This is a genomic window from Aromatoleum buckelii, assembly GCF_012910785.2.
Classification (GTDB): Bacteria; Pseudomonadota; Gammaproteobacteria; order Burkholderiales; family Rhodocyclaceae; genus Aromatoleum; species Aromatoleum buckelii.
On sequence record NZ_WTVH02000001.1, the window covers coordinates 22724 to 46564 of the forward strand.

Consider the following 23841-nt stretch of genomic DNA (forward strand, 5'->3'; position numbering starts at 1 on the left):
CAATCCTTTCAAATTGTCGGGCCGGGATTCGGCGCGGCTTCAACGCAGGAGAAGACCAAGTGAATGATAACGCTTTGAACAGAGCGGTCGGAGGCGTCCAGGAAGGCGTAGGGCGACGGGACCTCGAACAGCGTTGCCAGATTGCCTACGAGGATCTGCGCGAGTGGATTGTCGAAGCTGAGAAACTGGGTGAAGTGCATGTGATCAAGGGCGCGACATGGCAAAAGGAGATCGGCATGGCAGCCGACCTCGCGATGCATTCGGATGCGGCCCCCTGTGTAATTTTCGACGACGTGCCCGGATGCGAGAAGGGCCACCGCGTGCTCGTCAACTTCTTCGGCGGAAGCCGCAAGAACATGACCCTCGGTTTTCCAACGGATCTGTCCCGGCTGGAGCTGTCGCAGGCCTTCCTCGAGAACAGCCTGCGCGACATGGAGCCGCTCCCGCACGAGATCGGCGAATATGGTCCGATCTTCGAAAATGTGCTGATGGGCGACGACATCGACATTACGAAGTTTCCGACGCCGCAGTGGCACGAGCATGACGGGGGCCGCTACATCGGCACCGGCAGCTACAACATCACGATGGATCCCGACGAGAAATGGCTCAACGCGGGCACTTATCGCGTCATGATCCACGACAAGAAGACCGTCGGTTTCTACATTTCCCCGGGCAAGCATGGTCGTATCCACCGCGACAAGTACGAGGCGCGCGGTGAGCCGATGCCGACAGCGATCGTCGTCGGCGGCGATCCGCTGACGTTCCTGATGGCGTGCAGCGAAGTGCCATACGGCGTGTGCGAATTCGACATGGTTGGAGCGATGCGTGGCAAGGCGCAGAAGATGGTGCGCGGCAAGGTCACCGGCATCCCGATTCCGGCCAACGCCGAACTCGTCATCGAGGGCTACGTGCATCCGACACGACGCAAGAAGGAAGGTCCGTTCGGCGAGTGGACCGGCTACTACGCGAGCGACGTGCGCGAGGAGCCCGTTCTCGAGATCAAGGCGATCTACCATCGCAACAACCCGATCATCCTCGGTTGCCCCCCGCTGTGCCCGCCGGACGAAATGGCGCGCTACCGTGCGGTGACACGCTCGGCGCTGCTGAAGCAGGAAATCGAGAAAGCCGGTGTGCCCGACATCACGGCTGCGTGGGCTCACGAGTGCGGCGGCGCCCGCATGCTCCTTGCAGTGGCGATCAAGCAACGCTATCCAGGCCACGTCAAGCAGGTCGGCCATATTGCCAGCCAGTGCCACGTCGGAGCGTACGCGGGTAAGTACGTAGTGGTGGTCGACGACGACGTCGACGCGTCCAACCTGGAGGAGGTGATGTGGGCAGTGGTGACGCGCTCCGATCCGGCGACGTCGATCGACATCATCACGAACTCGTGGAGCACGCCACTCGATCCGCGCCTCACCCCCGAGGATCGTGAAAAGGGTAATTACACGAACTCGCGCGCGATCATCGACGCGTGCCGTCCGTTCCACTGGCGCGATCGCTTCCCACTGGTCAATCGGTTGAGTCCGAAGGACTTGTGCGAGGCTCGCGAGAAATTCGGTTATTTGCTTAGCTGAAGTTGTGCTCGCCCGGCCGCCACGCGTAATTGAGGATCCTCCGGGCGGCGCGGGCAGGGCCAGTGACTTTAGAAAACGAGTTCGCGAGTTACAGCTCCCCCGATTCCAGATTAATTAAGGCAACGGTCCACCTGGTAAAAGCTGGGGAGCCGCCGCTACTAGGAAAACTAGACGGTCCGGTTCGCAAGGGGACAAAAGTGGCGCGAACCGATTGAGACTGCCGCTGCGCAAACCGACGCAAGCGGACTGTTTTCGCAGGAAACCACAAAAATCCACATGAAAACGCGAGCAGGTTTGCCTGCTCTCGGGGCAATTTTTTGTCCGTAACAGAGAGAAAAACGGCGCCTCGGGTTCGGAATGGCTTCAAAGAGGACGCCGGAGCATTCAGTCGATCAGGAGGAGTAGGTCCTAATTTCCAGGGAGAAATCGCCGTGAGGAAGAAGAGACTTTATGTGATAGTAGTAACTGGAGGACTGATGGTGCCGCTGGTTGCGCAAGCGGATTCATCGAACGTGGTGATCTACGGCAAGCTCTATCCGCAGATCGGGCAGGCAAAAACGACCGGTGCGACTCGCCCCGGGGCGCCCGTCAGCACACTCACTGGCGCGCCCGGGGGTAACAATATCGCCAGCCATACTGAGATCAATGCTTCCAACTCCAGATTAGGTTTTCGCGGCTCGGAGGATCTCGGTAACGGTTACAAGGCGCATTTTCAGATTGAGCAGCGCGTTTCGATCGATAGCAATACCGGCTTGTCCTCCGCTCGTAACAGCTTTGTCGGTCTCTCCGGCGACTTCGGCCTGGTAAAGCTGGGCATTCACGACAGTGTTTACAAATCGCTGGGCGACGGAATGAACTTCCTCGGCATCAGTAGCGGGAACTTCGTCTCCAACAGCAATATCCTTTCCAAGCCCGCGTTCGGTATCAGCAAACCCGGCAGCTTCCATTTGCGGCCACCCAACACCATCCTGTACGAGTCTCCAAAATTCGCTGGTTTCCAAGTGCACGCGCAATACGCGACCGACGAAGGAAAGACCGATGAGCGCGACCCGCATCTGCAGTCGTACGGCGTAATTTTCGGCCGTGGCGGCCTCTACGTCGCGGTGGCGCACGAAATCCATACAGACTATTTCGGTGGTTCCCGCAATGCTCCTGCAGCTTTGTCGAACTTCACAGCGGCCCCGGACGCGAATTCGAAGGACACGGGGACGCGTGCGACGCTCCGGTACAAATTCGGCAATAGCCGGATCGAAGGGAATTACGCGATGCTGAAGTACAAGGAAACGGACGGCCTGCCGAACCGCTTTAAGGAGTACAAGCAGAACGCGTGGTCACTCGGCTTTGACCATCGTTTCGGCAACTGGCTTGCCGCGATCTCCTATGCGCGCGCCTCAGCTGACAGTTGTTCGCTCGTCGGCGGTGCCGCCTGCTCGACGAGCGGACTGGACGGTGACATGTGGTCGCTCGGGGGGAGCTACAGCCTCTCCAAGAGAACCTCCTTGTTTGCGATGGCTACCAGACTCACCAATGGTCGGTCGGCCCGCTTCAATAATATGGAGAACGGGAGTGCCGATACGGGCGCTGACATTACGCAGGCGGCCTTGGGCATAAGTCACAGTTTTTGAGCCGGCGTGGCATGCATCGTACGGTAGGGGAGCACGGCGGGCGGCAGTGGGCCCTTCGGCACGGGGCCTTTAATTTTCGACGCTGGCGCGCCAGTGATTCACCTTCGTCAGGTCACGGCTGTCCACCGAATCCGGACGAAATTCGAGGAGGACTCAGGATTCCTGCTCCGACCGATCGGGGAGTAAGTCGTTGTGGGTGAGTGGCTGGCCGTGTTATCGATGACTTTTTTTGCGTCATCGAACGTAGCAATCGGACGCGCCGTGGAGCGGGGTTCACAGGACAACGGCGCCTTTCTTTCCATCCTGATCACCAGCACGATGGCGTTCGCGGCGTGGATCTACTTGACCTGGGGAAATGCGCTGCCACGCGTCGACGCGCCGGCACTCGCGTGGTTCGCGGGAGCCGGCGTGCTGACGATGTTCATCGGTCGGGTGTTCGTGTTCGCCTCCGTGCAGCATCTGGGCGCCGTGCGCGCCTCCGCGGTCAAACGGCTCAATCCTGTGTTTTCGGTGCTGCTTGGCGTGCTGGTGCTCGGGGAACCGATGGACGCAGCGCTGATCGCGGGCATGCTGCTGATTTTTTCCAGTTTCTGCGTGCTGGTAAAGCAGTCGCTACAGACCTCCAGGCAAAGCTCGGGCGTGGTCATTGACAGCTCCGGGCGTGAATATCTGGGCACATGGGTCAACGTGGGCTACGTCTATGGCCCGGTGTCGGCGCTCGCCTATGCAGTGGGTTACGTTGCACGCAAGCAGGGCCTGATGCTGCTTCCCGATCCGACGCTCGGGACGCTGATCGGTGCCGTCGTTGGCTCGCTCGTCTTCATGCTGGCGGGGGCCTTTCTCGGTAGTTACCGACAGGCGATCCGTAACACATTCACGAGCTTTGACCCCTGGATCGTCGCGGCCGGCGTGCTGAGTTCCCTGGGGCAGATCTTCTTTTTTGCCGCGATTAGCTACAGCACGGTCTCCCGCGTGGCGCTGATCACCTCCATGGAAACCTTCGTCACGATCCTGCTGTCGGTGACGCTCTTCCGTTCCAAAGATGGGCTGACGGCACCGGTGCTGTGCGCCGCCGGGCTCGGGGCGCTCGGCACCGCGTTCATCATGTGGCAATAGCTGACTAACGCGATTTTCGGGGCTGATCGCTGGTTCCATCAGGGCGGGGTCACGAAGCTCGATCAAGCCCCCGCATGTATCCCCCCGGTACTCCTGGTTCGCCTTCACTCGCTCTTTGATCGGTTGCAAGGTGGCATTCGAGCAAAAACAATAGTCCATATATTGAAATAGTAATTCGGCTAGATGGATTGCCTGTCTTGCAAGTGGTAATTAGAGTAATCAGCAAGTGAGGCGCAGCAACGTTATTTGAGGGGCGAAATCTCTAGCATAAATGTCCATATAACGGACTATCAACAATCATCTGGAGTTGTACTGATTCCTTGAGCGAGGGGCATATGAAAAGACTGATAGTGGGGATCACTGGGGCGACGGGGGTGGTGTTCGGGGTTCGGTTGCTCGAGGCGCTGCAGGGCACCGACGTGGAGACGCACCTGGTGCTGAGCAAGTGGGCGATCCAGACGATCGAGCACGAGACGTCCTACACGGCCAAGCAGGTGCGGGCGCTCGCCGCGGTCGATCACGTCGAAGGCAACATGGGCGCGTCGATCTCGTCGGGCTCGTTCGTGACCGAAGGGATGGTGATCGCGCCGTGCTCGATGAGGAGCCTCGCGGCGATCGCCCACGGCACGGGCGACCACCTGGTGCATCGGGCGGCCGACGTGATCCTCAAGGAGCGGCGTCGCCTGGTGCTCGTGACGCGCGAGATGCCGCTCTCCGACATCCATCTCGAGAACATGCTCAAGCTCTCGAAGATGGGCGTGACGATCATGCCGCCGATGCCGGCGTTCTATAACCACCCGCAGACGGTCGAGGACATCGTGGATCACGTCGTTGCCCGGATTCTCGATCAATTCGGCCTGCCGGCCGAGTTCGCGCGGCGCTGGGAGGGGGAGATGCGCAACCGCAAGGTTGCCAATCTCCAGCCGCAGAAGTAATCGCACATACCCCAGAAATTCCCGAGTAAAGCAACCTGGAGGCAACACGATGAACGATCTGGCAACGAAAGAAATCGATGCGGTGGCCCTGCGGGCCGGGGTCAAGGACCTGCGTGAAGCGCTCGAGTGGTTCCGCACCCAAGGCTACCTGGTCGAGACCGACAAGGAAGTCAATCCTGACCTCGAGATCACCGGTCTGCAGAAGATCTTCGACGGCAGCCTGCCGATGCTCTTCAACAACGTCAAAGGCATGCCCCATGCCCGCGCGATCACGAACCTCTTTGGCGACATCCGTGTCGTCGAAGGCCTCTTCGGCTGGGAGAACTCGCTCGACCGGGTCAAGAAGGTCGCGCGTGCGATCGACCATCCGCTCGCGCCGATCATCATCGGCCAGGACGAGGCGCCGGTGCAGGAAGAGGTCATCACCGATGACCTCGACGTCAACAAGTGGCTGACCGCGATCCGCCACACGCCGCTTGAGACCGAGCTGACGATCGGCTCAGGCATCTCGTGCGTCGTCGGCCCGTACTTCGACGGCGGCAGCCACATCGGCTACAACCGCATGAACTTCCGCTGGGGCAACGTCGGCACGTTCCAGATCTCGCCCGGATCACACATGTGGCAGGTGATGACCGAGCACTACAAGGACGACGAGCCGATCCCGCTGACGATGTGCTTCGGCGTGCCCCCGTCGTGCACCTTCGTTGCCGGCTCGGGCTTCGACTACGCGATCCTGCCCAAGGGCTGCGACGAGATCGGCATCGCCGGCGCGATCCAGGGCTCGCCGGTGCGCCTCGTCAAGTGCCGCACGATCGACGCCTACACGCTCGCCGACGCCGAGTACGTACTCGAAGGCTATCTGCACCCGCGCGACAAGCGCTACGAGACGGCCGAGTCGGAAGCGGCCGACGTCCAGGGGCGCTTTCACTTCCACCCGGAGTGGGCGGGCTACATGGGCAAAGCGTACAAGGCGCCGACGTTCCACGTCACCGCGATCACGATGCGCCGGCGCGAGAGCAAGCCGATCATCTTCCCGCTCGGCGTGCATACGGCCGACGACGCCAACATCGACACCTCGGTGCGCGAGTCGGCGATCTTCGCGCTGTGCGAGCGGCTGCAGCCCGGCATCGTGCAGAACGTGCATATCCCGTACTGCATGACCGACTGGGGCGGCTGCATCATCCAGGTCAAGAAGCGCAACCAGATCGAGGAAGGCTGGCAGCGCAATTTCCTCTCCGCGATCCTGTCGTGCTCGCAAGGGATGCGCCTGGCGATCGCGGTGAGCGAAGACGTCGACATCTACTCGATGGACGACATCATGTGGTGTCTGACCACTCGCGTGAATCCGCGCACCGACATCCTCAACCCGATCCCCGGCGGGCGAGGCCAGACCTTCATGCCGGCCGAGCGCATGACCTCGGGCGACAAGCAATGGACCGCCTCGAACACCCAGTTCGAAGGCGGCATGGGGATCGACGCGACCGTGCCGTTCGGCTACGAGAGCGACTTCCACCGCCCGGTGTACGGCGTCGATCTGGTCAAGCCGGAAGCCTTCTTCGGCGAGGGCGACATCAAGAAGATGCGCTCGCGCATGGAAGGCTGGGTGCTGTCCCTGGCACGCACGGGACGCTGACCGCTGCTGCCAACACAAAGGAGTCCGTGATGCTTAACGCATACCGGGTCCTGGATCTGAGCAACCGCACCGGCTGGCTCGCCGGTCGGTTGCTCGCCGATCTCGGGGCCGACGTGATCAAGGTTGAGGCGCGGGGGGCCACCCTCGACAGCCCGGACTGGCAGGCCTACAACGTCAACAAGCGGCTGTTGCGTCTCGATCTCGAAACGCCTGAAGGCCGGTTGGGCTTCGATCGGCTGATAGGCGGCATCGATATCCTGATCGAATCGGCAACGCCGGGCGAGCGCGCCCGGTGCTTGGATCCGACCCGGCTGCGCAACCTCAACCGACGACTGATCCACGTATCGGTCACGCCGTTCGGCTCGACCGGTCCGCGCTCCGACTGGCTCGCGTCTGACCTCGAGTTAATGGCCGCCGGCGGCGCGATGTCGCTTGCGGGCGAGCCCGACGATGCGCCCAAGCGCGTGACCGTGCCACAGTCGTACTGCTGGGCGGGGGCGCAGGCGGCCGTCGGCGCGCTGACCGCGCTCCTCCATCGCACTGCCTCAGGTGAGGGGCAGCACGTGGACGTATCGGCGCAGGCCGCGGTAATCCTTGCCCTGTCGCACGCGCCGGCCTTCTGGGACATGGAAGGCACCGTTCCGACACGCGCCGGAGCCTATGTCACCGGGCGCTCGATCAAGGGTGCACGTTATCGCGCGTTCTGGCCCTGTGCGGACGGCTATCTGAACTTCGTCCTCTACGGCGGCCCCGCAGGGCGCCGCACGAATGCGCAACTGATCGCGTGGATGCGCGAGCGCGGCGCCGAACTCGGGGATCTCGCGCAAATCGACTGGAAACGATTTGACCCGAGGCTTGCGACGCAGGAAGAGGTCGACGGGCTGGAGCGGCCGATCGCCGCATTCTTTCTCGGACTCACAAAGCGGGAATTCCTCGATCAGGCGAGTCGCCGCGAGATGCTCGGCTACCCGGTGTCGACGATGCATGACATTGCCGACGACCCGCAACTGGCGGCCCGGGAATTCTGGCACGACATGAAGACGCCGAACGGGGAGTCGCAGCGGCATTGCGGCAGTTTTGCGATTATCGACCAGCTACGTGCGCCGCTTCGCCATGAGGCGGGCGCGGAAATCGATCTCGGCGCATTGCTGGCCGAACTCGGCCTCGCCGCTGCCCGCCGAGCTGTCGATACGGCCGAGGAGGGGCAATTCGTATGAGCGCGATCTCTCAAGCCCTGTCGGGCGTGAAAGTGGCGGAATTCGGCGCGTATGCCGCGGGGCCACATATCGGCAAGATGCTCGCGACCTTCGGCGCAACGGTCGTGCACGTAGAATCCCGTCAGCGTCCCGACGGGTTCCGCAACGAGTACCCGCCGTACAAGGATGGCCGCCCCGGACCCGATCGGAGCGGATGCTTCGCGATCTTCAATGACTCTAAATTTGACGTTACGCTGGACCTCAAGACTCCCGCCGGAGTCGAGGTGGCGCAGCGACTGATCACGTGGGCCGACGTCGTCATCGAGAACATGCGCCCCGACGTCATGTCGCGCCTCGGCCTTGGCTACGAGACGGCACGCGAGCTGAATCCGGGCGTCGTCATGATCTCGAGCTGCAACATGGGGCAAACCGGTCCGCGCGCGCAGACGCCCGGCTTCGGCTCGCAGCTGTCGGCGCTTGCCGGCTTTTGCGGCTTGACCGGTGATCCCAACGGCCCACCGATGCTGCTGTACGGGCCGTATATTGACTTCATCGCTTCGACGCTCGGCGCCAGCGCGGTCCTCGCGGCACTCGACCGTCAGCGAAGGATAGGCCAAGGCGCGTGGATCGATCTGGCGCAGTACGAAAGCGGGCTGATGTTTGTCGCCGGCGCGCTGCTCGATTACCACACCAACGGCCGCGTGGCGGAACGGGCGAACAACACCGACCCCGGCGCAGCACCACATGACGCTTATCAGTGCGGCGGCGGCACCTGGCTCGCGCTTTCGTGCTGGTCCGACGAGGAGTTCGCGCGCCTCGCCGTGGCATTGATGCGCCCCGATTTGCCGGGCAATCCACGTTTCGCGACGCTGGCGGCGCGTAAGGCAAATATTGCGGAGCTCGATGCAATCATTTCATCGTATCTAGTCACGCAGGATGCCGATGAGGCTGCCGTTCGGCTCCAGGCAGCGCAGGTTCACGCCTATCCGGTCAACACGATTGCTGACCTGTTCCGGGATCCGCAACTCGCGTATCGCCGGATCTGGCGCCGTCGTCTGCACGGCGAAATCGGGGATGTCGCGTGTTATTTCTCGGCATTCGATCTTTCGGTCACGCCCGGCGATGTCATGGCTGCAGCGCCGTGCCTCGGCCAGGACAACGAACTCGTATTCCGGGAATTTCTCGCCATGACCGACGTCGAGTATGCGGAATATCAGATCGAAGGAGCGTTCCAGTGACGCTCTGCTCGTTGCGCGCCGATCACCACGTCCGCGGTCATGATTCCCGAAAGGGCCGAATCTCCAGCGCTCGCGCCTCACTTTCGCTGATCAAGCGTCGAGTCGAGATGAAAATTTCCCTAAGGGATCGAGCGTCCGAGTGGTGGACGTTTACTTGGATCGGACGAGCCGCGCGTCCTTGTTGCAGGGAAACTGCAATGATAATCTGAACATAAGAAGCCGAACTGCTTGTAGGAAAACAAATTATAAGTCCTTGGCCAGGACCTCACTCCGACGTTGTTGGTAATCATTACTAAGGAGGAGACACCATGTTACGAAACATCGTTTGTGGACTTGCCATTGCATTCTTCAGCCTCGGTGCAGCGGCGGAATCCTACAAGATGACCCTTTCGGGGGCGAGCCCCAGCGGGTTGTGGACGATGATCGGCGTAGGTATAGACGGAGCCGTGAAAGACGCCTTTCCTGGATCGACGATCACTTATCAGACGTCGGGTGGAGGACTCGCTAATATTGCCCTCCTCGATCAGGGAAAAGTTGAATTGGGAATCGCGCACGACGCCGAACTGCATATTGCCACCCTCGGCGCCAAACCTTTCAGGAAACCTATCACCAATTTGCGTGCGATCGCGATGCTGTATGACTGGGCGCCAATGCAGATGGTCATCACGAAGGCATTTGCGGAGGAGCACGGGATCCGAACTTTTGACGATATTGCGGTGAAGAAACCGCCGATCAGGATTGCTTTCAACAAGCGGGGCAATATCACCGAATATGTCGCAGTCGAGATGTTCAGGGCGATCGGCGTGAGCCTGGACGATATCAAGAAATGGGGCGGCGATGTCATCTATGCCGCATCGGACGAACAGGGCGATCTGATGAAGGACAAGCGGATCGATATGTTCACAAACGGAGTATTCGTGCGAACAAGTTTCATCGTCCAGGCCGGCGACGCGGTCGACCTCGTTCTGCTCCCAGTGTCGGACAGCGTCATCAAAAAAATCTCCCAGGAGCTGAGTGTCGCCCCGTTTGTCGTGAAGGCGGGAAGCTATTCCTGGCAACCCACCGATGTCGCGACCCTTGCACTCAGCGCGATATTGGTAGTGAATGACAAGATGGACGACAAGGTCGCCCATGATCTGGCGGAAGCCTTGCACAAGCACATTGGAAAACTTCAGGGAGCGCATGGCAGCCTGAAAGCCATAACTCCAGAGTTCCTCACGAGCCAGAAAACTGTCCCCTACCACAAGGGGGCCGAAGCTTACTACCGTGAAGCTGGACTACTGAAATAGATATGACCAATCAGAGCGGCGGCGGATAAATTCCACCGCGCTCCGGTCCTTGTCGAGATGAATTGCGGCAAGGTCATTGATTGCTCTTGGGCGGACCCGAATAGGTCTGTCTGATCGTCCCTGCCTGCAGCTCCGGTTTATAGATCTCGCGCGTTCGTTCATCTTCGACGCGCGACCGGAGGTCCATTCTGCACGAATGGTCTGCAGACGCTCCTTGCATTGGGGAGAGCCGAGCATGTCCAGTATGAGCCTCGATTTCTTTAGCAAGTTTTTCACAACCGGTGCGCGCCGAGATCCCGCCAGCTGGGCCGGCAAACTTCTCAAACCCTTTGCTGCGCTGGTCGCGCTGGGCATCGTCTGGGTGACGACCATCCAGATTGTCCAGATCTATGCGATGACGATCGTATTCCTCGGTCTGATGCTGGCATTGGTCTTTCTGACAACCGGGGCGACCGCAGCCTCGAGCCGGGAGCGGGTTCCGCTATGCGACCTGCTATTCGCAGCGGCGAGCATGGGAATTTCCGCGTATTTCTGGTTTCACAACGAGCGCATCGTGACCCGGATCACGCTCCTCGACGAGCTGACTTTGTGGGACATTATTTGCGGAAGCGGGCTGCTGCTCATCACTCTCGAAGCGACACGACGCACGGTCGGCCCGGGGCTGACGACGATCGTGCTGGTGTTTCTTGGCTACAATCTGTGGGGCGACCGATTGCCCGGAGTGCTTGGCCACGGTTCGATCGACTACCTCCACTTTCTCGATATCCTCGCGTTCACGACCGACGGCATCTTTGGTGCGCCGATCAGAGTCGCTTTGACCTATGTCTTTCTGTTCGGCCTGTTCGGAACCTTTCTGTCGCGTACGGGAGGCGGCGATTTCTTCTTCGATGCCGCTTCCGCCGTGAGCGGCAAGAGCCCCGGCGGTCCCGCGAAAATCGCGGTGGTTTCGTCCGGACTCTACGGGACCATTTCCGGAAGCCCCACGGCTGACGTGGTCACGACCGGGTCGATCACTATTCCGATGATGAAAAAGCTCGGCTACTCGGGCGCCCTTGCCGGCGGAATCGAAGTTGCCGCATCCACGGGCGGCAGCATCCTGCCTCCTGTGATGGGTTCGGCTGCTTTCATCATGGCCGAGTTCACCGGTATCCGATATACGGATATCGCACTTGCAGGGATCCTGCCGGCATTCCTCTACTATTTCTGCGTCTATCTGCAGGTGCACCTCAACTCCCTCAAACTGGGAATCGCCGGTCTCGACAAAGTGCCAGCCTTCGGCGACACGATGCGACGAGGAGGGATGTTCCTGGTCCCGTTGATCGCTCTGGTGGTGGCGCTGCTGATTGGCTATTCCCCCAATTTCGTCGCCGCATTCGGCACCCTCGCAGTGATCGCGGTGGCCATGTACAAGCGCGAGACCCGTCTCAGTTTCAAGGGGTTCTATGAGATTCTCGCGGAAGCGACTCTGCGAGTTGTGCCGGTCGTGGCCGCCTGTGCCGCCGCGGGGCTGGTCGTCGGCGGGCTGTCGATGACCGGACTCGGCGCAAAGGTGACCGAACTCATCTTCCTCCTTGCCGGCACGGATCTGTTTTTGTCGCTGGTGGTCGCCGCAGTCATCACACTGGTGCTGGGCATGGGGATGCCGACCCCCAGCGTGTACATCCTCGCCGCGGTGCTGGTCGCGCCGGCGCTCACGAAGCTCGGCGTTTCGCTGATCGCTGCGCATCTGTTTCTTGTCTATTACGCTAGCCTGTCGGCGATGACACCGCCGATCGCCGTTGCCGCGTTTGCCGCTGCCCCGATCGCGCTCGCCAACCCTCTTGCCGTCGGCCTGGCGGCGGTGAGAATGGCGATGATCGCGTTCGTGGTTCCGTTTGCCTTCGTGTATAACAACGGCATTCTGCTCTCGGGAGCGCCGCTGCAGATTGCATTTGCCTGTCTGGCGGTGATCCTTGCCGTCGCCTGCCTGTGTCTGGCGGCCGAAGGTTTCTGGAAACGGCCGCTCGGCATTGTGCAGCGCTTGTGTTTCCTGGTCGCGGGACTCGGCCTGTTGACTCCCTCGCCTCAGGTGCAGGTAGCTGGGGGAATTGCCGCAGTATTCGGAGCATGGATGGCGATACGTGTCAGTTCAGGGGTGGACGACCGTCACGGAACATCGACGCCTTGACGGACGAAACTCAGCAGCAGAGGAGGGAGCGTGATTGATTGCTGAAGAGCAGGTACTCAAGGATCCTGTAACCCTGATGGTTACGCGGGTGCCGAAACTTGGGCGGGAGACGGAGTGGGAAGTCCTCATCGGTGGAGGCGTTCGGGCGGCGCGCCAATTCCCGGGAAACTTGGGTGCCACTATCCTCAAACCCACCGGGACCGGGGAACGTGCATACCGAATCATCATGAGTTTCGATAGCTTCGCAAGCCTGCGGCGATGGGAGGACTCGGCGCAACGGCTGGAACTGGTGAGGCAACTCGAATCAGTGGAGAGCGCACCGGTGCTGATCGAGCAGGCCGTCGGTTTGGAAACATGGTTTCAGTTGCCGGCAAACGCCGGCTCGCCCCAGCCGATGATTCCACCGCCCCGCCACAAGATGATGATCGCCAGCGGACTGGGCGTGTATCTGACGATCACGCCCCTGCTGATGATCTTGCGACCCGTGCTCGAAGGGCTGCCGGTGTATATGGCTACGATGGTGCTGATTCCGATCGCGGTGGTCCTGCTGACGTACGTTGTGATGCCGGTTATCACGAAATTGCTGCGCCGCTGGCTGCGAGGGGAGTGAAGGGATGTGTGCCCCCTGAAGGCCAGGGAAGGCAGGTATAAATCGTCGATTCGAATTTCGCAACACGGGAGAAATGCGATGCACCTGGCCAGCAGCTGTTTTCAGGAAAATGGAAGAATTCCTGAGAACCTGTTCAAAGTCTATTGAGCAAAAGGGCCAGGAATGCGAGGTGGATGAACTGCAAGCTGGTGTTGAGCAGCCGCTCGCACTTCTCCCATAGTCCCCTGTTTTTTTCCAGCCAGGCAAAGCTGCGCTCGACGATCCAGCGCTTGGGCATCACCTTGAACGCGGTGGTTCGCGGCGCTTGGCGATCTGCACCGTCACGCCCTGCGCGAAGGGCTGGCCCCTATAGCCGCTGTCGCACAGCACGCGTTGCACCCGCTCGAGCCCAGGCTTGCAACGACGCAGCCGCCTGCAGCCCCCCCTTGCGGTCCGTCACCTCAGCCGTGCTCACCGCCCTCGCATACGGCAAGCCTTGGGTGTCGACCGCAATGTGGCGCTCGATCCCTGACACCTTCTTGCCCGCGTCATAGCCCTTCTGGACCGCCGTATCCGTGTTCTTCACGCTTTGCGCGTCCACGATCACGACCGTGCTGCAGGCGTTGCGCTCCAGTCTCTGCCGGGCTGCGCCAACCTGATTTTTTAAAGCCTGCTCCAGCAGGCTCCCACCCTCGCGCGGCTCGCTCCAGATGGCAAAGTACGCGTGCACCGGGCGCCATTTGGGAAACCCGTCGGGCAGCATGCGCCCCTGGCAGCCACTCCTGAGCAGATACAACACCGCGCAGAACACTTCGTACAGGTCCACGCGCCTCGGACAGGTCTTCCTGCGCGCACTCTCCAGCAGCGGACGGATGATCTCGAACTGTTCGCGGCTGATGGCGCTCGGATAGCTCTTCCTCATCCCTCAACGTTCTCATTACTCCAGAGACTTTGAACAGGTTCTTAGGCGCCTGGCTCCCTGAGTCGGCCACGACGACACTGGCCCCGGCCGCCGCCCATGACGTCATCGCCCGGCGCCCGACCCGAGATACCCAAGACGGATTTAGTGTCAAAGCGTCAACCTGAGCCATAAAAAACCCGTCTGGATCTCCCTATCCGCCGGCTTCATAACGTCGAGAGCAGCGCCATGGCTGCTGCAAAGACAGCCAGGGCGCCCGCGATCATGTTCATGATCGCGATCCGCTGGCTGGCCCGCACTGAGCCGGCGAGCCGCCCGACGGCCGCCTCCACCTCGCAGCGTGCCGATTCGGCGGCCGCTTTCGTGCCCTCCTGCATCCCTTTCATCATGGTTTCCTTACTCGCTGTCAGCGCCGCGTTCAACGTCCGTTCCGCCTTGCTCTTGGCGTCCTCGCCCCACCGCTGTGCGATGGATTCCAGTTCTTCCTTGAAGCGGTCCAGCGTTTCCTGCTGAGCGACCGCGCTGTCCTGCATCAGTCGCTCATTGATCGTTTGCAGGACCAGGATCGGATCATCGCGGCCAACGGCGATGCCGTGTTTCGCCGCGATCTCCTTGATGATGGACTCGATCTTGTCCGACATCACAGCACCGCCGTATTCTCGAGCTGGGCGAAGAGCTGGCCTTTCACGATCTTGAGCCGCTGCCGCGTCATGATCGTGAGAGAGCTCATCGCCAAGGCCTCATCGAAGGTAAGGCGAGCTTGGAGCATTTCCGTAAAGTCCCTGCCGTAAGTTTCTTCCTTGAGCGGCGGAATCTGGATGATGGCCGACACGCGGGCCTTGTTCGTGGTGTACGCCTTCATCTGCTCGAACCCCTTGCCCTCGTGCTCGATGGCGCCCCAATAGGAGTTCAGCCAGGCGACGAACAGGCATTCGGCGGGGAATTGGCCGGCCAGCTGGGCAAAACCGCTCACTGTATCTTGGAGAGCCTGCCCACCCGTAATGACGGTGTGCACCACAAGCTCATGTCCCATGTTCCGGAGTAGCGCCGGCACTTGGTTGCTGATGAGGTAGTGCGAGAGCGGCACGAACGAGCTGGCACCGTTGTCGATGATGACGTCGACCTCGGCCGTGGCGATCTGCTCGACCAGGGTATCGAAGTTCCTGGTGTTGATCTCATCGCCGTCCATGATGTTGAGGCGCCGCACGTCGAGGGCCTTGTATCCCTCGAACGTCGCGTTGACCGGATCGGTGTCAATGCAGATCGGCTTTTGTCCCTTCCCTGCCTTGTACTGCGCAATAACAGCCGCGATCATCGATTTGCCGACGCCGCCTTTCCCTTGCAGAACCATGTGGATCTTGGCCATTAGAACAAGTCCTCTTTCTTCGGTGTTGCGGTGAATGTGAAGCCCCCCACGGAGGGCGGCGGGGTCTTTCGGGGTTCGCTTTGCGCCTGGTCTGGCCGCGTTGTGGCCGCCAGAGCTTGTGGCTTGCTCTGCTCCTGCGGTAGCTGCTGCTCGACCCGGTGTTCGGCTCGAGGCTTGGTCCGGATGTGCCGCTTCACGTGCAGCGTGAAAGTCTCATAGCGATACTCGATGCGCTTCGTTTCGTGCAGGTGCTCCCAGATGGTTTTCATCGAGTAGCCTGCATCGAGCGCCGCCTTCACGTCGCCCTTCACGGCCAAGAACGCAACGATGTTTTTGTCCTGGCGCAGCCTTTGTGTCGTGCGTTTGCTCACCCACCCGGCAAGTTCTTCGGTGTAGCTCTTCGCCATCGTGCTCGTTCCATAGGTCCCGTCGCTTCAATTCTTGCGCTACGCCGCGTGTAACAAGACCGCGAAAAGGTGCAACTACATCGGGTCCATATCCTTACGACACAGGGATTATGGGAGCGTTCACTAAATTTCGCTATATCCATTAAAATATTTACACTTGTTTTGCGCCTCGCTGCGGATAAATCAAAAGTGATGGCGTAGACTTTCCCTGGGGTAATGAACGCCGAAAGGCGGGCAGGATGGGCGAAGTTAGCTAACCAGCGGAGCCGGTTATCTACCTTCGCTATCCCTTATTCGCGCCGGGGGCGCTCAACGGGCATCCTGCTCTGCGAGGCTGGGCCGGCTACCGCCGACATGACAAGCGAGCCTTGGACGATGGGGAAAACCGCAAGGCCAACCGCCGGGAAGCGCAAGCACCACCTACGGGTGCCTGTGTTCGCAGAAGAGAAGCAGCTGATCGAAGATCAGGCCCAGCGGGCCGGGATGAGCGTCGCCCGTTTTCTGCGCGAAGTCGGGCAGGGCTACCGCTTCGGGGGTGTGGTCGATTGCGAGCAGGTGCGCGAACTCGCGCGGATCAACGGCGATCTTGGCCGGCTCGGCGGGCTGCTGAAGCTTTGGCTCACCGACGACGAGCGCACCGCCCAGTTTGGCGAGGCGACTATTCGCGCGGTCCTGTCCCGGATCGACGCGACACAGGACGAGATGGGGCAGGTCATGATGGCCGTCGTCATGTCGAGGGCCGAGCGATGATCCTTTTAGCGGCTAAAACGCCGGGGGCTCGCGCGTGATCGCAAAGCACGTCCCAATGGGCTCCCTTGCCAAGAGCGACTTCGCCGAACTGGTGGAGTACATCACCGATGAGCAAGGTAAAACGGAACGCCTCGGGCGGGTCACAGCTACGCACTGCGAGGCCGGCACCCTGCAGGCGGTCATCGGGGAAGTGCTTGCTACGCAGCGGCAGAACACCCGTGCTGCCGGCGACAAGACCTATCACCTGCTGGTCAGCTTTCGGCCCGGTGAGCACCCGAGTGCCGATACGTTGAAAGTGATTGAGGAACGTATCTGTGCCGGCCTCGGTTACGGCGAGCACCAGCGTGTCAGCGCGGTACACCATGACACCGACAATCTTCATCTTCACATCGCCATCAACAAGATCCACCCGGAGCGGCACACGATGCATGAGCCGTTCCAGTCCTATCGCAGGCTCGCGGAACTGTGCGCCGTACTCGAGCGGGATTGCGGGCTGGAGCGGGACAACCACCAATCGCGGCGATCCGTGGCTGAGGGGCGCGCAGCGGACATGGAGCGTCATGCGGGGGTCGAAAGCCTCGTCGGCTGGGTACGGCGGGAATGCTTGGAGGAAATGCGCGGGGCGCAATCTTGGGCCGAATTGCACCAAGTCATGAGGAAAAACGGGCTTGAGCTGCGCGAGCGCGGCAATGGCTTGGTTGTGGAGGCGGCAGACGGCACGCGGGTCAAAGCCAGCACCATCGCCCGCGAGCTTTCCAAGCCCGGTCTTGAGGCGCGGCTTGGTCCCTTCGAGCCGTCGCCGGATCGGCTTGCGGAACCGAAGATCCGGCGGCAATACGAAAAATCCCCCATCGGCCTGCGCGTCAATACGGTCGAGCTCTATGCCCGGTACAAGGACGAGCAGCAGACCCTCACAGCGGCACGCACCGATTCGCTGGCGAAAGCACGGCGCCGCAAGGATCGTGCTGTCGAGGGTGCGAAGCGGGCCAACCGGCTCTGGCGCGCAACTATCAAGGTTGTCGATAGCAAGGGCGTTGGCAAGAAAGCGCTCTATTCGCAGGCCGGATCCGCCCTGCGCGATCAACTGGCCCAGATCCATAAGGAGTATGCGAATGAGCGGGAAAAGCTCTACCAAGGCTTCCAGCGGCGGGCGTGGGCTGACTGGTTGAAGCAGGAGGCCCTACAGGGCAATGCAGACGCGCTAGCCGCCCTGCGGGGCCGTGCCGCGGCCCAAGGCCTCAAGGGCAACACCGTCGCCGGACAGGGTGCAACGAAGTCCGAGCGTGCCCACGTTCAGGACAACATCACCAAGAAGGGCACGATCATCTTCCGCATCGGCCAGTCGGCCGTGCGCGACGATGGTGACAAGCTTCAGGTCTCCCGCGAAGCCACGCGCGAAGGCGTGCAAGCCGCCCTGCGCCTAGCGATGGAGCGGTATGGCAGTCAGATTACCGTCAACGGCACCCCCGACTTCAAGGCTCGAATCATCAGGACTGCCGTCGATTCCCAGCTGCCTATCACGTTTGCCGATCCCGCTTTGGAATTGCGGCGGCAACAGCTTTTGAGCACGGAGAAAGCACATGAGCGAGCAGCACGAACCGAGCGAGGACGAACTGATCGACGCCGCCTTGGCGGCGCTGGATCAAGCGCCGCTGCCGACGACAACCTTGCCCGAACCGGCGCCGGAGCCGGCCGAGGAGGCAGCGACGACAGAGGCGGGGCCGGCATGGACCCCCCCGCCCATGTCGGCCGCAAGCCCAACGTTGGGCGCATTGGGCGAGTCCCGCCGCCCCAAAGCCAGCACCGCTTGCGAGGAATGTCCGAACTCGGTGTGGTTCGCATCGCCGGCGGAAGTGAAGTGCTATTGCCGCGTGATGTTCCTCGTCACGTGGAGCAGCAACGCGCCCAATCAGATCACGCATTGCGACGGGACGCTGTTGGGGTAGGACGACTGAAGCCCGCGCAACAGGCTGCAGCGGAAGAATATCTCGCCGAGCGCGAAGATAAGCGCCTAAAATATTTCGATATATCGAAAAATAGTTTATATAATGAGAATGCCCGTGGTTTTTTATTTGCTGGTCTTCGTCATTTCGAAGGTCGGACGTTGGCTCTTCTCAGGCGAGACGATGCTGACGTTGTCATGGTTCTGCCCATCGACCACGCCACGGCCCGGCGCTTGTCCCGTGTAGCGGTCGGCGATCCAGTCACCGTCACGCCTCGGGGTTCGATCCAAACGTCGAAGGGAAGGAGTCGATGAAGATCAAGATGGACAATGCGGTCGGGCCTCAAGTCCGCACCAAGAAAGGCGCGGGCGGCAAGTTGTTGCCCGTGCTCGGGGCGGTGTCGCTTGGGGCCGGATTGCAGTCTGCTACCCAATTTTTCGCCCACACCTTCGATTACCAGGCGAACCTCGGCGTCCATTTCAACCACGTCTATGCGCCGTGGTCGATCCTCGAGTGGGCTTCGAAGTGGTATTCACACTATCCGAACGAAATCATGCAGGCGGGCAGTATCGGCATGATGATTTCAACGGTCGGGCTGCTGGGCGTGGCGGTGGCGAAAGTCGTGTCCTCGAACTCGTCGAAGGCGAACGAGTACCTGCACGGCTCCGCGCGCTGGGCCGGGAAGAAAGACATCCAGACCGCCGGGCTACTGCCCCGGCCTCGCCGCCTCTTGGATGTTGTCACGGGCAAGGACGCGGCTCCGTCGACGGGCGTCTATGTCGGCGGCTGGGAGGACAAGGAGGGGGAATTTCATTATCTGCGCCATAACGGCCCGGAGCACATCTTGACCTATGCCCCTACCCGCTCGGGCAAAGGTGTCGGCTTGGTTGTTCCGACGTTGTTGTCATGGGGTGACAGCGCCCTTGTCACCGACCTGAAAGGCGAGCTGTGGGCAATGACTGCCGGGTGGAGGAAGAAGCACGCCAAGAACAAGGTGCTGCGGTTCGAGCCGGCTACTGCGAACGGTAGCGTGTGCTGGAATCCGCTGGACGAAATCCGGATGGGTACTGAACACGAGGTTGGCGATGTTCAGAACCTGGCGACCCTGATTGTCGATCCGGACGGGAAGGGCCTGGGTTCGCATTGGCAGAAAACGGCATTCGCACTCTTGGTCGGCGTGATCCTGCACGCGCTCTACAAGGCGAAGGACGACGACACGACGGCCACGCTCCCATCGGTTGATGCGATGCTGGCCAGTCCGGACCGCGATATCGGCGAGCTTTGGATGGAGATGGCGACCTATGGGCACGTCGCCGGGCAGAACCATCATGCCATTGGTTCCGCCGCCCGCGACATGATGGATCGGCCGGAGGAAGAAGCGGGATCGGTGCTGTCCACGGCCAAGTCCTTCCTGGCCCTGTACCGCGATCCAGTCGTGGCCCGCAACGTGAGTCGCTCCGAATTCTGCATCCGCGACCTGATGCATTCAGATGAACCCGTAACGCTCTATATCGTCACGCAGCCCATTGACAAGGATCGGCTGCGGCCCCTGGTCCGCGTCATGGTGAACATGATTGTCCGTCTGCTCGCGGACAAGATGGACTTCGACAACGGGCGGCCGGTGGCGCATTACAAGCACCGGCTCCTCATGATGCTCGATGAGTTTCCCAGCCTTGGGAAGTTGCAGATCCTGCAAGAGTCACTGGCCTTCGTGGCGGGCTACGGCATCAAGTGCTACCTGATCTGCCAGGACATCAACCAACTCAAGAGCCGTGAAACGGGGTACGGGCCAGATGAAACCATCACCTCCAACTGCCATGTGCAGAACGCCTATCCCCCGAACCGCGTGGAGACTGCCGAACACCTGTCTCGGCTGACCGGACAGACCACCGTAGTCAAGGAGCAGATCACGACCAGCGGCCGCCGCACGGCGGCGATGCTCGGGCAGGTTTCCCGCACGTTCCAAGAAGTGCAGCGCCCCTTGCTGACACCGGATGAGTGCTTGCGGATGCCTGGTCCTCGGAAGAACGCAGACGGCAACATCGAAGAGCCTGGCGACATGGTGGTGTACGTGGCCGGCTATCCCGCGATTTACGGCAAGCAGCCGCTTTACTTCAAAGATCCGATCTTCCTGGCGCGCGCTGCGGTGCCCGCGCCCAAGGTCAGTGATCGCCTGGTCCAGTTCGCGGAAGCTGGGGAGCGGATCACGATATGAAGCAGCTCTTCAAGAAGATCAGCGTCGGGGTGGCCTTGGCAGGCGCGGCGGGGCTCACCGGCGCCGCCCTCGCGTATTCGGTCGGCGCACGCATCAATACCACCAGGAGCATTCCGGTCGGCCTGTACTGGACGAGCCCAAGCCTAGCGGTGGAGAAGGGGGCTTATGTCCTCTTCTGCCCACCGCAACTCCAAGTCTTCAACGAGGCACGGGAACGCGGTTACATTGGCGCCGGCTTCTGCGCCGGCGGTTACGGCTATCTGATGAAGCGCGTTTTAGCCGCTAAAGGCGATGACGTTGCCGTATCCGCCGATGGTGTGCGCGTGAACGGCGTGCTGCTGCCTTTCAGTGCTCCCAAAGCTGTCGATGCTGGCGGCCGACCACTGCCACGGTTCCATGCCACCCGCTACATCCTCGGCGCCGCCGAACTACTGCTCATGTCCGACATGAGTGGCACATCGTTCGATGGCCGCTACTTCGGCCCCATCAATCGTTCCCAAATCGTGACAGTCGTTTCCCCGGTCATCACCTGGTAAGGGAGGAAAGAACGATGCGATTGTTCATCGCGGAAAAGCCATCCGTCGCAAAGGCCATCGCAAGCGAGCTGGGCCAGAGCGGAAAAGGCGACGGCTTCATCGAGTGCGGCACCGATACCGTGACCTGGTGCTTCGGACACATGCTCGAACAGGCCGAACCCGACGAGTACACCCCCGACGACGTACCCCGCAACGACAGCGGCAAGAAAGTCTGGCGGATCGATGAGCTACCCATCATTCCGACCGACTGGATGCTCAAGGCGAAGGACGATGTCAAGCAGCAGCTCGCCGTGATCGGCAAACTGGTCAAGGAGGCGGCGGAAATCGTCAACGCCGCCGACCCCGACCGCGAGGGTCAATTGCTGGTCGATGAGGTCCTGAAGCACTTTCGCTGCAACAAGCCCGCGCGGCGATTTTGGGTGTCCGCGCAGGATTCCGTTTCCGTGAAGCGTGGCCTTGCCGCCCTCAAGGACAACGGCACCTATCACGGCTGGGCCGATGCCGCGCGGGCACGGCAGCGGGCCGACTGGCTGATCGGCATGAATCTCAGTCGCGCCTATACCCTGCGCGCACAGCGCGGTGGTTCGCGGGTACTGCTCACGGTCGGCCGTGTGCAGACCCCGACGCTCGCGCTCGTTGTCGCGCGAGACAGGGAAATCGAGGCGTTCAAGCCGGTCCCGTATCACACCATCCGCGCAGCGATTCAGCATCCGGGCGGTGCCTTCCTCGCCTCTTGGCGAGCGAAGGTCGATCAGGCGGGCCTCGATGCCGAGGGGCGCCTTGTCGATACCGCCGTGGCGGACGCGCTGGTGGCGAAGGTCACGGGCAAGCCCGGCACCGTCGCCGAATACAAGCAGGAGGCCAAGAAGCAGAACCAGCCGCTCGCGTTTGCCCTGTCCGACATCATATTGCTTGCGTCCAACAAGTTCGGGTACAGCGCCGAGGACGTGCTGAACGCCTGCCAGGCGCTCTATGAAACCCACAAGCTGACTTCCTATCCGCGCACCGATTGCGCCTACCTGCCCGAGTCTCAGCATGCCGATTCGCCCCGCGTTCTTAAGGCGATTCAGCACGTCAACCCGGAGCTGGCCGGCCTGGTGGCCTGCGCCAATCCGCGCCTGAAGTCCAAGACGTGGGACGACTCGAAGATCACCGCGCATCACGGAATCATCCCGACCGTGCACAAGGGCAGCAAGGCGGGCCTGAGCGAGAAGGAGCACAACATCTATGACCTGATCGTGCGGGCGTACCTGGCGCAGTTCTACTGCGTCCATGAGTACATGAGCACCACGGTTGGCGTGGAGGTCGAGGAGGAAACCTTCGTTGCGACCGGCGAGGTTGTTACGCGCAACGGCTGGCGCGACGTCTACCAGGAAGTCGACGAGCAGGACACGGAGAAGGACGCGGACGAAGGCGGGAATCAACGCCTTCCGGCTATGCAGACGGGCGATGGCGTGACCTGCAAGCAGGCCACCCGGAAGGACGCCAAGACGAAGCCACCGGCCCGCTTCACCGAGGGCACGCTGATCCGTGCGATGGAGAACATCCATAAGTTTGTGCCCGAGCCGGAGCACAAGAAGATGCTGCGCGAGGGGGACGGTATCGGCACTTCTGCCACCCGCGCATCCATCATTTCCGAGCTGAAACGCCGCGGGTTCCTGGAAACCAAGGGCAAGCAGATTATCGGCACGACATTGGGGCGCAGCATGATCGACGCCCTGCCCGAAGTCGTGAAAAGCCCCGTGCTGACCGCCCTTTACGAACGCATGTTGAAAGGCATCGAGCAGGGCACGGCCGAGTTGGCCGTCTTCATTGCCAAGCAAGAGACGTTCATCCGTGACCAGGTGGCGAAGGCCAACGATGGCGCCGTCGCCATTGCCGGCGGCCGTGAAGTCTTGCCGATTTCCACCCTCTACAAGTGCATGGCGTGCGGGCATGGGCTGATTCGCCGGCCGACGAAGAAGGCCGACGTCTTCTGGTGGGCGTGCAGCAACTTCCCGACTTGCAAGCAGAGCTATCCCGAGAGCAAGAACCCGAAGCTCAAGGGCCGACCCGACTACAGCACCGGCCGCAACAACACTCACGAACAGGAGCAATGACCATGACCGAGCAGATCACCAATCCTGAAGCCGCGATCCTCGATGACGTGACGAATGCGACGGATGCGATCCGCGAGAAGTTGATCGACGCCCAGACGCCCGGTTACCAGGCCGAGTTCGATCCGGATGAGGCCGAGCGCGTGGGCGCCTTCGCGGAAGACGCCTTGAGTGAACAAGACGCGGTCGACAGCGATGTCGATCTGGTGGACGCGACCGTTCCGACCGAGCGGCAGGAGGGTTAAGG

At 61.2% G+C, this 23841-nt stretch carries 19 protein-coding genes and 1 pseudogene; 16 read left to right on the forward strand and 4 right to left on the reverse strand.

The features are described 5' to 3' along the window. The first annotated feature begins 59 nt into the window (after window positions 1-59). The 10 genes from GO608_RS00130 (at window position 60) to GO608_RS00175 (ending at window position 13383) form a co-directional block, all read left to right on the forward strand. On the forward strand, window positions 60-1574 hold the full coding sequence (locus GO608_RS00130; RefSeq protein ID WP_169200216.1) for a UbiD family decarboxylase: 1515 nt from the start codon (window positions 60-62) through the stop codon (window positions 1572-1574). A gap of 476 nt (window positions 1575-2050) precedes the next feature. Further along, entirely contained in the window at window positions 2051-3199 is a 1149-nt protein-coding gene (locus GO608_RS00135) for a porin (protein WP_211159581.1), read from the forward strand. 192 nt (window positions 3200-3391) lie between these two features. Then, complete coding sequence (locus GO608_RS00140) at window positions 3392-4315, forward strand: DMT family transporter (RefSeq protein WP_169200215.1); 924 nt, start codon at window positions 3392-3394, stop codon at window positions 4313-4315. Between the two features lie 335 nt (window positions 4316-4650). Further along, window positions 4651-5250 carry a UbiX family flavin prenyltransferase gene (locus GO608_RS00145; protein WP_169200214.1) on the forward strand — a complete coding sequence of 200 codons (600 nt, stop codon included), beginning with the start codon at window positions 4651-4653 and terminating at the stop codon, window positions 5248-5250. Between the two features lie 49 nt (window positions 5251-5299). Then, window positions 5300-6883: a UbiD family decarboxylase gene (locus tag GO608_RS00150; RefSeq protein WP_011255033.1), complete on the forward strand. Its 1584-nt coding sequence runs from the start codon at window positions 5300-5302 to the stop codon at window positions 6881-6883. 29 nt (window positions 6884-6912) lie between these two features. Next, a complete protein-coding gene (locus GO608_RS00155) occupies window positions 6913-8100 on the forward strand; it encodes a CoA transferase (protein WP_011255034.1) in 1188 nt (395 codons plus the stop codon). Beyond that, entirely contained in the window at window positions 8097-9317 is a 1221-nt protein-coding gene (locus GO608_RS00160; protein WP_011255035.1) for a CaiB/BaiF CoA transferase family protein, read from the forward strand. Before GO608_RS00155 ends, GO608_RS00160 begins: the two co-directional genes overlap by 4 nt. 308 nt (window positions 9318-9625) lie before the next feature. Continuing rightward, complete coding sequence (locus GO608_RS00165; RefSeq protein WP_011255037.1) at window positions 9626-10606, forward strand: TAXI family TRAP transporter solute-binding subunit; 981 nt, start codon at window positions 9626-9628, stop codon at window positions 10604-10606. 235 nt (window positions 10607-10841) lie between these two features. Further along, window positions 10842-12773, forward strand: coding sequence for a TRAP transporter permease (locus GO608_RS00170; RefSeq protein ID WP_241762892.1), 1932 nt, complete (start codon window positions 10842-10844; stop codon window positions 12771-12773). Between the two features lie 34 nt (window positions 12774-12807). Continuing rightward, window positions 12808-13383 carry a putative antibiotic biosynthesis monooxygenase gene (locus GO608_RS00175; protein ID WP_011255039.1) on the forward strand — a complete coding sequence of 192 codons (576 nt, stop codon included), beginning with the start codon at window positions 12808-12810 and terminating at the stop codon, window positions 13381-13383. Window positions 13384-13516: 133 nt separating this feature from the next. On the opposite strand, the pseudogene GO608_RS00180 reads toward GO608_RS00175, so the two are convergent. From GO608_RS00180 to GO608_RS00195, 4 genes and pseudogenes are all read right to left on the reverse strand, one after another. Next, a pseudogene (locus tag GO608_RS00180) lies at window positions 13517-14284 on the reverse strand (IS5-like element ISAzo36 family transposase). Window positions 14285-14487: 203 nt separating this feature from the next. Then, the gene (locus GO608_RS00185) at window positions 14488-14922 is read right to left on the reverse strand and encodes a conjugal transfer protein TraM (RefSeq protein ID WP_011255041.1); all 435 of its coding nucleotides are present in this window, start codon (window positions 14920-14922) and stop codon (window positions 14488-14490) included. After that, on the reverse strand, window positions 14922-15647 hold the full coding sequence (locus GO608_RS00190; RefSeq protein ID WP_011255042.1) for a nucleotide-binding protein: 726 nt from the start codon (window positions 15645-15647) through the stop codon (window positions 14922-14924). The genes GO608_RS00185 and GO608_RS00190 overlap by 1 nt, the downstream gene beginning before the upstream one ends. Next, entirely contained in the window at window positions 15647-16054 is a 408-nt protein-coding gene (locus tag GO608_RS00195; protein WP_011255043.1) for a TraK family protein, read from the reverse strand. The genes GO608_RS00190 and GO608_RS00195 overlap by 1 nt, the downstream gene beginning before the upstream one ends. Before the next feature lie 375 nt (window positions 16055-16429). Between GO608_RS00195 and traJ the strand changes: the two genes are divergently transcribed. Genes traJ through GO608_RS00225 form a run of 6 tightly spaced genes read left to right on the forward strand, consistent with a single transcriptional unit; the run spans window position 16430 to window position 23839 of the window. Then, window positions 16430-16804 (forward strand): conjugal transfer transcriptional regulator TraJ, encoded by a 375-nt coding sequence (gene traJ / locus GO608_RS00200; protein WP_169200212.1) that lies wholly within the window; start codon window positions 16430-16432, stop codon window positions 16802-16804. Window positions 16805-16838: 34 nt separating this feature from the next. Then, window positions 16839-19061, forward strand: a complete 2223-nt coding sequence (traI, locus tag GO608_RS00205; RefSeq protein ID WP_169200211.1) for a TraI/MobA(P) family conjugative relaxase — start codon at window positions 16839-16841, stop codon at window positions 19059-19061. Further along, a complete protein-coding gene (locus GO608_RS00210; protein WP_169200210.1) occupies window positions 19058-20962 on the forward strand; it encodes a type IV secretory system conjugative DNA transfer family protein in 1905 nt (634 codons plus the stop codon). Before traI ends, GO608_RS00210 begins: the two co-directional genes overlap by 4 nt. Continuing rightward, on the forward strand, window positions 20959-21498 hold the full coding sequence (traF, locus tag GO608_RS00215; RefSeq protein WP_169200209.1) for a conjugative transfer signal peptidase TraF: 540 nt from the start codon (window positions 20959-20961) through the stop codon (window positions 21496-21498). Before GO608_RS00210 ends, traF begins: the two co-directional genes overlap by 4 nt. Before the next feature lie 14 nt (window positions 21499-21512). After that, a complete protein-coding gene (locus GO608_RS00220) occupies window positions 21513-23597 on the forward strand; it encodes a DNA topoisomerase 3 (RefSeq protein WP_169200208.1) in 2085 nt (694 codons plus the stop codon). Window positions 23598-23599: 2 nt separating this feature from the next. Then, window positions 23600-23839: a conjugal transfer protein TraD gene (locus tag GO608_RS00225; RefSeq protein WP_169200207.1), complete on the forward strand. Its 240-nt coding sequence runs from the start codon at window positions 23600-23602 to the stop codon at window positions 23837-23839. Window positions 23840-23841 lie beyond the last annotated feature (2 nt).